Here is a 10,488-nt window from a genome sequence, read left to right as displayed (position 1 = left end):
CTTGAAGACTACAAGGTTAATAGGCTAGGTGTGTAAGAGCAGTAATGCTTTCAGCTGACTGGTACTAATAGAACGTTCGTCTTTATCTATGCTCACCGCCTTATTAAGCATAAGTGTGGAATGTGCATGCAGTTACGAAATGTTGACGACTTAACAATAAAAATACATCTAACAAAACTCTCAGAATAGAGTCTATCCAGGTAGATCCTCTTCTGAGTGTTCAGGTGGCTATAGAGAGGGGGAAACGCCCGGTCCCATTCCGAACCCGGAAGCTAAGACCCTCATCGCTCATAATACTGCATCTTTCAGGTGTGGAAACGTAGGTCGCCGCCTGGCCTCAGATTTTTCTTCTCTTACTTTTTTAATCCCCTTTTTTAACAATCACAGCAAAACTTTTACTTTACAACCCTTATTGACTTTTTTACGAATGCACTTTTTTGTACGGCAGGATCCAACGGCTTGCAGGTGAGCACATTTGCCGCCAGTATCTCTTTACCCTTCCACATAAACTACAATTTTACACCCTCTTATGGGCAACCTATCACAAAATTGTCACGCATAGTGTTACTATTTGATACAATGTGACAATTTCGTTATTCATTCATTAACTTAGGTAAAAGATTGTTTTTAAGACTAATAGCGGATAAAACGTCTTTTATTGCTCCTTTTGACGCTTTATTGACCATAACTAAATGAAATAAATCGTCATATTACAGATGTGATCTCTATTATAAGAAAATGCAATAGTTTGATCGTTTTGTGTTAAGTTTCGATTAATTTTAACAGACCTATAATGATGTTGTAAGCGAGCCACTCAGTGGTTCAATCTATAAACTTATCGAGGAGAATTAATGAAACGTTCAATCAAAATCGCGGTCGCTGCTGCTATCGCTCTTAGTGCTACATCAGCATTCGCAACAAATGGGGATAACCTGATAGGCTTTAGTGCAAAGTCACGTGCAATGGGTGGAACAGGTATTGCCAACTTTAACGGAGCTGATGCGGCACTGACTAACCCGGCGCTTCTTGCTAAAACAAAAACAAAAAATTCGTTTTCGTTTGCAGGTACAGTCTTTAATTCGGATGTAAAAGTTGAGTCAACTGCTGGTAATGCAAGTAATCCGGCTATTGGTGTTAGCAAAACAAGTGATGAAGGTATTAGTATGATACCTTCTATTGCTCTTTCTCATAGAATTAATGATGAAGTTGTATTCGGACTGGGTATGTATGGAACTGCCGGTATGGGTACAGACTGGAGAGGAAGCACCGGGCTAGACAATACGTTGGGTCAAGTAGATTTATATAATATGAGAAGTTCTTTAATGCTCATGCAGTTTGCTCCAGCATTATCGTATGGTAACGACACATTTGGTGTCGGTGTTACTGCGATTGTTCAGTATGGCGCATTGAGTATAGATTATGACACAAGTGACGCTACTCATGTAGGTAGCGGTACTTCAAATGATTTCGGGTTGGGATTTGATGTTGGTGCCTACTACAATCCTGTAAAAGAATTAACAATCGGTCTTAATTATAAGTCTGCAATTGATATGGAATATAAAAATCAAATCTCTGATGCAGCAGCAGCATTTGGTTATGGAAGTAATCCTCGAGCGTTACCTGGAAAGTCAGATCATCTTGAACAACCAGAAGAGTATGGTATTGGAGTTGCGTACAATATGGGTGCTATGACATATACTATGGATGTAAAAGAGATTAAATGGTCTGATGCAAAAGGGTATAAAGATTTTGGTTGGGACGATCAAACGGTGTACGCTCTGGGTGTGAAATACAGTGCAGATGATTTTTGGCTGGGTGCCGGTTTTAACTACGGAGAAAATCCTGTTCCAAACAATAAAAGTACTGTACCGGTAACTGGTAACCCTGCTTTCAATAACGATGGTGACACTATGAATCTTTTCAACTATGCAATGTTCCCTGCAACGGTTGAGACTGCGTATACGATAGGTGGAGGATATTCATTGGATAAGACTATGTCGATTGACGCAGCATTTACATACACTCCGGAAGTAACTGATACTGTAAGTGCAGCAACTGTTGGAGCAGGTAATGTAACTACTAAACATTCTCAAAACGCGTTAACATTAGCGCTTAATTTCGATTTCTAGGAAATTATCTTTCTCTCCCCTCGGGAGAGGTTCACAATCCATTCACTTTTCCCAGCGATAATAAGAGTTCAAAAATCTTGTGCTGTTATTATCGTTTATTTGATGTCTTTGTGATAAAATATACCCTTGACAAAAAAGGGCACACGGCTCAAAAGCGATTACTTAGAGGAGAAACATATGTTTAACAGATTATTTATGGGCGCAGCTGCGCTTTCATTGGCGGCTTCAATGGCATTTGGTGCCCAAGGGGCAAAATTCTATATCGGTGAAGGCGATAAAGAAAAAGTATATATGGATATGGTCAATAACAAAATCACGACGATCGGATTTGTATTGTCTGATCCGCATGAACGTATTAACGATGCGTATAAAACGAAATACGGCGGGACAAATCTTGATAATCTCGGGTTTTTCTCAGTTACCAAAGATGCAGCAGTCGGGCCATTGCTTTTGAAAGAGCCGTCATTGGGTGGATTCAGTCCGTTTAACCTCCATGTATGGAAAAAGCAATCTGAAGATAAAACCTACGTAGGGCACATCACTCCTGAAACCATGCTTGATATTACAGGGGTAAAAGATGCAGACGTACGTGCTAAATTTATCGCGACATTTCCTGAACTCGATGCAATGATCGAAAAAGAGATCGGGAACAAAGTTCAAATCGTAGAGTACAGTGCATTACCGGCAAAACCGATGATGACGTTTGAACTTCCGTTTGAGCGAGGGGCTAGCCTGGAAACCGCTATCGCCGATTTCCAGGGGAAATTCGAAGAGACGTTTGAGGGGAACCAGTACATCATCGCCGGGTACAAAGATATCAAGGCGTCGATGACCGATGCAAACATCGAATTCGGCCGTTTCGATGCGTACTGGGTTTACTCACTGTGCCATTTTAAATTTTCCGAAGGGATCTTTAACCAGGGGCGTCCCGACGCGGGTGCGTTCGCACCGTGTTCAATGTACATGTATATCGAAAAAGGGTCAAACAAAATCATGATCGGTATGCCGCGTCTGGCGACATGGACTGCGGTAATGGGGATCAAAGATCAGAAAATGGTCGATTCAATCAATGCGTTGGATGTCGAGATTACTAAAATCATGAAAGAACTCGGAGCGAAAGAGCTATGAAAAAGTTCCTCTCTTTAATTTCAGCGGCAATTGTCGTCGCGTTTTCCGGATGTGCGGGCATCTCTCCTTCCACAGAGGGGAATGCTCCGGCAGAAAAAGAGGTTGCGGCGTATAAAATCGCTCCTTATGCATCGGTAGAGGATACAAAGTCAAAACTTGCGTCTGCAGGGTTTGAGGTAGTCGGAACCTACAAAGGGGATGCCGGAACAACGGTATTGTTCACAAGTGCACAGATGAAAGCGGACTCCAACAAAGCGACCCGCGGTCTTGCTGCGGTCGGCCGTTTGCTGGTGGATGACGAGCGCAAGCAGATCAGCATCGCAAATCCTGTCTATTTCGGCAAAGCATTTATGCAAGATGAGTACAGCCATGCGGCTTCATCCGCTCAATTGGCATCGCTAGAAAAAGCATTCGGTCCTTGTAAAGATTCTACCGATAAATGGGAGTTCGCAGGTCTTGAGGGGTACCATTTCATGGTCGGGATGCCTTATTATCAAGACATGACGGTCGTAGGGGAAGGTTCAACCGCGGATCTGGTTGCCAAGGCACAAAAAGCGAAAGGGACAACAGCTGTTGTCAAATTGGGAGATGATCGCTATGTGGCATTTGTCGCACTGGATCGTCGGACAAACGGTTTTGTGAAAAAAATCGGGACCCAAAATGGTCAATTGTTGCCATGGGCCGTATTGATCGAAGACGGTAAAGCCAAAGCGCTCAGTGCGAAATACTTTATTGCCATCAGCTATCCGCTGCTTACAATGTCTGAATTTATGACGATTGCCACTGTTCCCGGTGCGATTGAAAACGATTTGAAAAAGATCTTCAAATAATTGATACGCCGACGGAGTCAAACCCCGTTCGGCTACGCTAACGCTGGGTTTTACTCAGCGTAAGGCTCACACGCAGTAACCGCGCTTGAAACCTCCTCTTTGTTCACACTCTAAATTTAGTACTTTCTAGCAGTTTTTCTACCACATCACGATAATAACTTTTTAGCGTTTCATTTCCTAAGGCCACCGGGGGCTCGCCGTTGTCAGACCCTTCCCGGATATCCATATTGAGGGGAATCTGTCCCAACAGTGGAACGTTATAGCGTTCAGCAAGACGTGCCCCGCCGCCGGTGCCGAAAATATCGTAGCGGGTTCCTGTGTCGGGAGCAACGAAATAGCTCATGTTTTCAACAAGGCCGCCGATAGGGACATGAATGTCCTGAAACATCCGGATCGCGCGGCTGACGTCGTCGCTGGCGACGAGCTGTGGTGTCGTGACGATAACCCCTGCCGTGATAGGGAGTTCCTGCGCCATGGTTAGCTGGATGTCCCCGGTCCCCGGAGGCATGTCGATCACGAGGAAATCAAGCTCTCCCCACGCGACGTCTTCGAGGAACTGGATCAGCGCCGAGACGGCGACGGAGGAACGCCATACGAGCGGGGTGTCGGAGGTCGGAGTCGTCAAAGCAACGCTCATGATCTTGAGGCCGTAGTTTTCGCTCGGGACAATCTGGTTGTCGTCGTTCCAGCGAATTTTTTCAAGATCGGTATTGGTCAGGCGGGGGACGTTGGGGCCATAGACGTCGGCATCCAGAATCCCCACTTTGTACCCTTTTTGGGCGAGAGCGATGGCGAGGTTGACGCATACGGTACTTTTACCGACTCCTCCCTTGCCGCTCGTGACCGCAATGACGTTCGCAGCATACGGTGCGCGGTTGTTGGGGGCCGCGCTGTTGCCGTAGTTGATATCTTTTTGCGAAGTGCTTTTTTTGGTAATCTCCAGCGATGCGAATTGATCGCCAAACACCGCTTCAATCGCCGATTTGACGGTAAGGTAGGAATCGTCGCTGACGGTCAGAAGTTCAACTTTGGCATGATTGTCTTTGACTTTAACTTCGGAGATGAGCTTGAGTTCGCCGAGCGTACGGCTGAGCCCCGGATACGCGAGTGCGTAGAGAGCGGTTTCGAGTTCTTTAGTGTTCATACGGATTCCCCCGAACTTCGCGTGCCAGAAGGGCTTTGGTTCCGGTTGCTTTTTGGGCCAATTTTGCCAGCGGGGCGCGGGCTCCGGGATATTCGAGACTGAGGCGGTGACATTCGCTGATACGATCATCGATGGCGTTGTTCAACGAAGCGATTACTTCCGCAAGTATTCCGTTTTCATCCGATTTATTCAAAAGATCTTTGATCAGCATTTCGCGCGAGTGCATCTGCATGGCGATGCCGTTTTTGTGCCCAATGGCAATGAAATCGGCGGCACTGAAATAAAGTCCCGAGAAAAAGGTATTCAGAAAATGGTTTTCAAGGGTTAAAAACTTGCTTTGCTGTTGATGGCGTTTGTTCATTCGCGCGCTCCCAGATTGACTTCGGCGGCTTTGGCAACATCCGGATCGGTGTCGTTTAAGAGGAGGCTGATGATCTCTTTGGGTGCGCCGCTGTTTTCGGCCAGTCGCATGCGCACCATTTTATCATTATCGTCGGCAAGGACTTTGAGAAGCTTCGCGGGGGTGTTCGGATTGCCGGAGAGCCCGTCACGAACGATTTTTTCATCACTGAAAAATTTCTCAAGCACATCGCCCGGCGTTGAGGGGTTTGTTGCGACAAGCGCGCGAACCAGGTTGATCGAATCGGAGGAGAGATGGCGAAGCACTTCAACCGGCGTATGGGGATTTTTGGCAACAGCCCAGCGTGCTCCCATGTCGACGGGATTGGATGCGATATCGATCAATAGATCGACCATGATAGGGCTGTATTCTTTGTCACGCTCATACACTGAGGTGCGCAAAGAAAGATTCATGGCAACCTGCCCGACGATCTCTTTATTCGCTTTGAATGCGTTGTATATTTCGGCCACCTGCTCTATGGGGAGGGTTTTGTCTTCTAAAAACTCGATCATTTTGGCGGTATCGGACTCTGCGATTGCGGCGGATAGGGCATTGACGCTCATCATCGTTTCCTTGTTATATAAAAGTATTAAAAAGTTAATCGCCATACTATCAAAAAGTGATTAAATGGCAAGTATTAATATTCGTCTATAAGTCAAAAAACAGAACTCGCTATATAAGAAAACGTAAAAAAACACCCAATCATCGGATGTCGCAAAAATGTGATAATTATGTAACATATTGTAATAGGTGTGTACGTCAAAACAGGTAATTTAACAGTAATTAAGAGTCTCAAACCTATAATGGAAGCGGTAATTCCGTAATTAATCGCACCGCTTGTGTGTGCATACTAAAAACAAGGAGCACGGATGAACAGATTGCTAAAAACACTATGTGTTGCGGCATCACTGTCGGCAGCAGCTGCAATGGCGGCTGATGGATATGCTAACAAAAATATCCTTATTTCTGCCGAAGAAGCGGTCAAGCTGATCGGTAATCCAAAAGTGATGTTCGTATCGGGTGATAACGAAGATATTTATAAACTCGGTCACATTAAAGGTTCGGTAGAGATGTACGCTCACCACCTTCACCATTCAGAGATTGACGGAGAGATGCACTGCGCACCTTTGTACCGTTGTGTTGACGATGCCGAAAAATACATCGGCAGCAAAGGGATCAGTAATGACATGACGATCATTGCGTACGATGACTTCAAAGGACCGAATGCGACAGGTGTTTATTCATTTTTTGACAGCTTCGGCCATAAAAACGTCAAAGTCCTCAACGGCGGACGTGCGGCAATGATGGCTTACGATCCGGCTCAAAAAGAGTACGATGCGTTGAACAAAGAGCTTAAAGCAGCGAAAAAAATCGAAAAAGATGCGAAAGAAGCCTTGAAAAAAGAGGGTGCTGATAAAGCAGCACTCGATGCGACAATCAAAAAAGCATCCGAAGAAGCTAAAGCGCTTACTGCGAAAATGGCGGAAGTAGAAAAACGTCTTTTGGTTATCAAAGGCGATGAAGTCGTTAAACCTAAAACCTATAAAATTGATCCTAAAAAGATCAAATGGAGCGTTATTGCGGGTAAAGAAGAAGTTAAACACGCAATGGACGATATACTCAAAAACGGTAAAAAATCCAAATACGTCATCATCGATTCACGCGGTATGGGTGAAATTATCGGTGAACGCAAAATGGATAACGTTGCGCGCGGCGGACACGTTCCGGGGGCAACCTTTATCGAATGGAGCCAAATCTCGGATGCCGATAAAAAGCTGTCATTCAAATCGGCTAAAGAGATTCAAGCGGTATACGATAGATACGGTATCACCAAAGATAAAACGATCTATGCGTATTGCCATGTAGGCGCAGGGCGCAGCTCAGAGCACATTACGGCGCTTCAATTGCTCGGTTACAAAAACGTCAAAGTCTTCACCGGAAGCTGGGACGTTTGGGGTAACGATATGAACCTTCCGATTAAACGATAAGGCAGAACTATGACAAAAGTAATGAACAATAACCGCCGTGATTTCCTGAAAGTATCGGGAATGACGGCTGCGTTGGTAGCTTCACAAGGCTCACTCTTCGCGAAAACAAACGTTATGTCGGTAGAGAACGGGAAAGAGAACTATCCTAATACCAACTATACCGAGAATATGTACCGCAACGAATTTGCGTTTACCTACGGAAAAAAAGAAGAACACGGTTTTGCGTACCACTGTGTAAACTGCCAGGGTAACTGTGCATGGGAAGTTTGGTCACACAACGGTGTTATCACTCGTGAAAACCAATCGGCTCGCTATCCGATCATCAATGCCAAAATCCCTGACTTCAACCCGCGCGGATGTAACAAAGGGGTTCAGCACTCACAGGTAATGTACCAAAAAGACCGTATCCTCTACCCGATGAAACGTGTCGGTGAACGCGGCGAAGGAAAATGGAAACGTATCAGCTGGGATGAGGCGGCAGAAGAAGTATGCCAGCAAATCTTTACCTGCTTGACCGATCCGGAACGCGGACCGGACAAATTGATGGTACACGCCGGTACGGGTCTTTTGACCGAAGGGCGCCGTGGAGCACCGCTTCGTTTCTCGACTCAGCTCGGTGCGATCCGTATTTATCCGTCATCCTACCTCGGGGATATGTTCTCGGGTGCGGCGATTGCATACGGTGAGGGTAACCTCGGCTGTACATGGGACTTCATGTACACCGTCGATACTGCCGTAATGTGGGGTGGAAATCCGTCGGTTTCCCGTATCCCGGATGCTCACTTCGTATGGGAAGGCAAATACAACGGAGCGAAAATTATTACGATTACTCCGGAATTCAACGCGACGGCTAAATCGTCTGATCTGTGGATTCCGATCAAAGCAGGTGCGGACAATATCCTCGCAATGAGCGTTATCAATGTTATCCTGAACGAAAAACTCTATAAACCCGAGTTTATGAAATCGTTTACCGACCTTCCGTTCCTGGTTGATGTCGAAACACAAAAATTCATCCGCCGTTCGGATATGGAACACGCGAAAAACGATGAAGACCATCACAAATACATGGAAGAGTTTTACTGCTGGAATACGGCGAAAAACGAAATCGCTTTGATGCCGGGTACCGAAGGAAGTGCGATCAAGTCACTTCGCCTCGACGAGCAGGGGATTACACCTGCGCTTGAAGGTACATGGACGATCAAAGACATGCACGGACATACGCGCAAAGTAACCACCGTATTTGAAATGCTGAAAACATCGGCAGCGAAATTTGCTCCTGAAGCGACTAAAGAGATTACGGGTGTTCACCCTGACACCGTTCGCCAATTGGCACGCGATATCGCGATTCCGAAAGTCGTTGAAATCACTACCGGGTTCTCGTTGAATAAATACTTCAACGGTGTTATGACAATCTGGAACGTTGCGTCTATCTGCGGTTTGACCGGGCGTATGGGACCATACGGCGGTATCAATACCGAGAACGAATTTACCCTCTCGGGCCTTGGCGCATTGTCAGGATTCAGCGGTAAATATAACCCGCGCTTCGGTTCGGGATTTGTCGGCGAGTTCGTATTCGGTGACGGATTGGAAACATTCGACAAATATTTCAGCGATGAAGACGTTAAGCGTGCGCAAAACGGCATGAGCAAAAAAGAGTACATGGCTGTACTTTCTGAAATGCTCAAATCGGGCGAAAACGATAAAACAAACCAGGCATCCAAACACGGAAACGTTGTTAAGCCTTGGTGGCAGCCTGACTGTGCGCTGATCGTTGCCGACTCTAAATTCCGCCGTAACAAAGGTAGCGACTACCGTAAAGCATTCCTGAACAAAACGAAATTCTACGCATACGTAGATTATCGTATGTCAGAAGCGGCACAGTTCGCAGACATCCTTTTGCCGGCGAAATCGCACTATGAGGTGTATGACCTTCGTACGTCTCCGGGTTACCACCGTTTCACCAACCTGGCTCAGCCGGTTGCGAACATCAAAAACATCGGTGAAGCGATGGACGAGTGGTCAATGTTTACGTTCCTCGCGAAAAAACTCGAAGAACTGGCAAACCGCCCTGAAAACGTAAGCAAAGCCAAAGTCAAAGATCATCCGAAATTCGCTAAACCGGGTTTCCATGACTTGACGATTTTCCACAAAGAGTTCACCAACACCGACGAAGAGTCCGAAGGTGCAGGCGAAGTGTATCTTGGAACCGACAAAATGGCGGTTCAGGCTGCACTGGAGAAATGTGAGCAGTACGAGCCTTGGACAATGGAAAAAATGTACAAAGTGGGCGGATTCTTGCTGATCAATGAAAAAGCGGCAAAATCTTCTCCGTTGTACTCTGACCGTCCGTTCAACTCGAATGAGGATCACCTCTACAAATTCGAACGCCTTGAGACGGTTTCAGGACGCCAAACGTTCTACGTCGACCATGAAATCTTTATCAAAATGGGTGCGGCAACCAATACCGGTATGGAAGGGATTCGTCCACAGTCGAAAGATTATCCGTATGTGTTCATGACGCCGCATGCGCGCTGGTCGATCCACTCGAACTACAAAACGTCACGTACGTTGCTGCGCCTTCAGCGCGGTGTTCCTGCGATCCAGATCAACCGTGTCGTAGCAGAAGCCAAAGGGATCAAAGACGGCGATACCATCCGTATCTTCAATGCGCTGGGTGAGTTCTATGCAATGGCGAAACTCTCCTCTTCCGCACCGGCAGACGGATTGGTTATGGAGCATGGATGGGAACCGTACATGTATTTGAAAAACAAAGGGCACAATGAAGTTGTACCAACGGCATTGAACCTTCTTGAAATGGCAGACGGATGGGGGCACCTGAAATTTGGTGGTCTCTGGGACGGTAACCAAT

At 46.2% G+C, this 10,488-nt stretch carries 8 protein-coding genes and 2 rRNA genes; 7 read left to right on the top strand and 3 right to left on the bottom strand.

All coding sequences use genetic code 11. The features are described 5' to 3' along the window. From JU82_RS06900 to JU82_RS06880, 5 genes are all read left to right on the top strand, one after another. Positions 1-89 (top strand): 23S ribosomal RNA (locus JU82_RS06900); the annotation flags it as partial. A 131-nt stretch (positions 90-220) separates the two neighbouring features. Beyond that, positions 221-336, top strand: a 5S ribosomal RNA gene (rrf, locus tag JU82_RS06895). 515 nt (positions 337-851) lie between these two features. Continuing rightward, entirely contained in the window at positions 852-2,129 is a 1,278-nt protein-coding gene (locus JU82_RS06890; protein ID WP_037948557.1) for an outer membrane protein transport protein, read from the top strand. 177 nt (positions 2,130-2,306) lie between these two features. Next, positions 2,307-3,257 (top strand): hypothetical protein, encoded by a 951-nt coding sequence (locus JU82_RS06885; protein ID WP_037948555.1) that lies wholly within the window; start codon positions 2,307-2,309, stop codon positions 3,255-3,257. Further along, on the top strand, positions 3,254-4,087 hold the full coding sequence (locus tag JU82_RS06880; RefSeq protein WP_037948553.1) for a hypothetical protein: 834 nt from the start codon (positions 3,254-3,256) through the stop codon (positions 4,085-4,087). The genes JU82_RS06885 and JU82_RS06880 overlap by 4 nt, the downstream gene beginning before the upstream one ends. A 103-nt stretch (positions 4,088-4,190) precedes the next feature. On the opposite strand, the gene JU82_RS06875 is transcribed toward JU82_RS06880, so the two are convergent. The 3 genes from JU82_RS06875 to JU82_RS06865 are packed head-to-tail and all read right to left on the bottom strand — an operon-like array spanning position 4,191 to position 6,194. Continuing rightward, the gene (locus tag JU82_RS06875) at positions 4,191-5,231 is read right to left on the bottom strand and encodes an Mrp/NBP35 family ATP-binding protein (RefSeq protein WP_037948552.1); all 1,041 of its coding nucleotides are present in this window, start codon (positions 5,229-5,231) and stop codon (positions 4,191-4,193) included. Further along, positions 5,221-5,592, bottom strand: coding sequence for a hypothetical protein (locus JU82_RS06870; protein ID WP_037948550.1), 372 nt, complete (start codon positions 5,590-5,592; stop codon positions 5,221-5,223). Before JU82_RS06870 ends, JU82_RS06875 begins: the two co-directional genes overlap by 11 nt. Then, positions 5,589-6,194: a hypothetical protein gene (locus tag JU82_RS06865; protein ID WP_037948548.1), complete on the bottom strand. Its 606-nt coding sequence runs from the start codon at positions 6,192-6,194 to the stop codon at positions 5,589-5,591. Before JU82_RS06865 ends, JU82_RS06870 begins: the two co-directional genes overlap by 4 nt. 306 nt (positions 6,195-6,500) lie before the next feature. On the opposite strand from JU82_RS06865, the gene JU82_RS06860 reads away from it, so the two are divergent. Continuing rightward, on the top strand, positions 6,501-7,619 hold the full coding sequence (locus tag JU82_RS06860) for a sulfurtransferase (protein ID WP_037948546.1): 1,119 nt from the start codon (positions 6,501-6,503) through the stop codon (positions 7,617-7,619). A gap of 9 nt (positions 7,620-7,628) precedes the next feature. Beyond that, on the top strand, positions 7,629-10,488 hold a 2,860-nt coding region (locus JU82_RS06855; RefSeq protein ID WP_294892445.1), incomplete at its 3' end, for a molybdopterin-dependent oxidoreductase.

This window comes from Sulfuricurvum sp. MLSB, assembly GCF_000747095.1.
Taxonomy (GTDB): domain Bacteria; phylum Campylobacterota; class Campylobacteria; order Campylobacterales; family Sulfurimonadaceae; genus Sulfuricurvum.
The sequence above is the reverse complement of the archived record's forward strand: the minus strand, read 5'-3'. Positions and strand labels throughout refer to the sequence as shown.

Excerpts from the sequence above, each read along its gene's own strand:
- JU82_RS06890 (WP_037948557.1), top strand. The coding sequence starts at position 852 with ATGAAACGTTCAATCAAAATCGCGGTCGCTGCTGCTATCGCTCTTAGT.
- JU82_RS06885 (WP_037948555.1), top strand. The coding sequence starts at position 2,307 with ATGTTTAACAGATTATTTATGGGCGCAGCTGCGCTTTCATTGGCGGCT.
- JU82_RS06880 (WP_037948553.1), top strand. The coding sequence starts at position 3,254 with ATGAAAAAGTTCCTCTCTTTAATTTCAGCGGCAATTGTCGTCGCGTTT.
- JU82_RS06875 (WP_037948552.1), bottom strand. The coding sequence starts at position 5,231 with ATGAACACTAAAGAACTCGAAACCGCTCTCTACGCACTCGCGTATCCG.
- JU82_RS06870 (WP_037948550.1), bottom strand. The coding sequence starts at position 5,592 with ATGAACAAACGCCATCAACAGCAAAGCAAGTTTTTAACCCTTGAAAAC.
- JU82_RS06865 (WP_037948548.1), bottom strand. The coding sequence starts at position 6,194 with ATGAGCGTCAATGCCCTATCCGCCGCAATCGCAGAGTCCGATACCGCC.
- JU82_RS06860 (WP_037948546.1), top strand. The coding sequence starts at position 6,501 with ATGAACAGATTGCTAAAAACACTATGTGTTGCGGCATCACTGTCGGCA.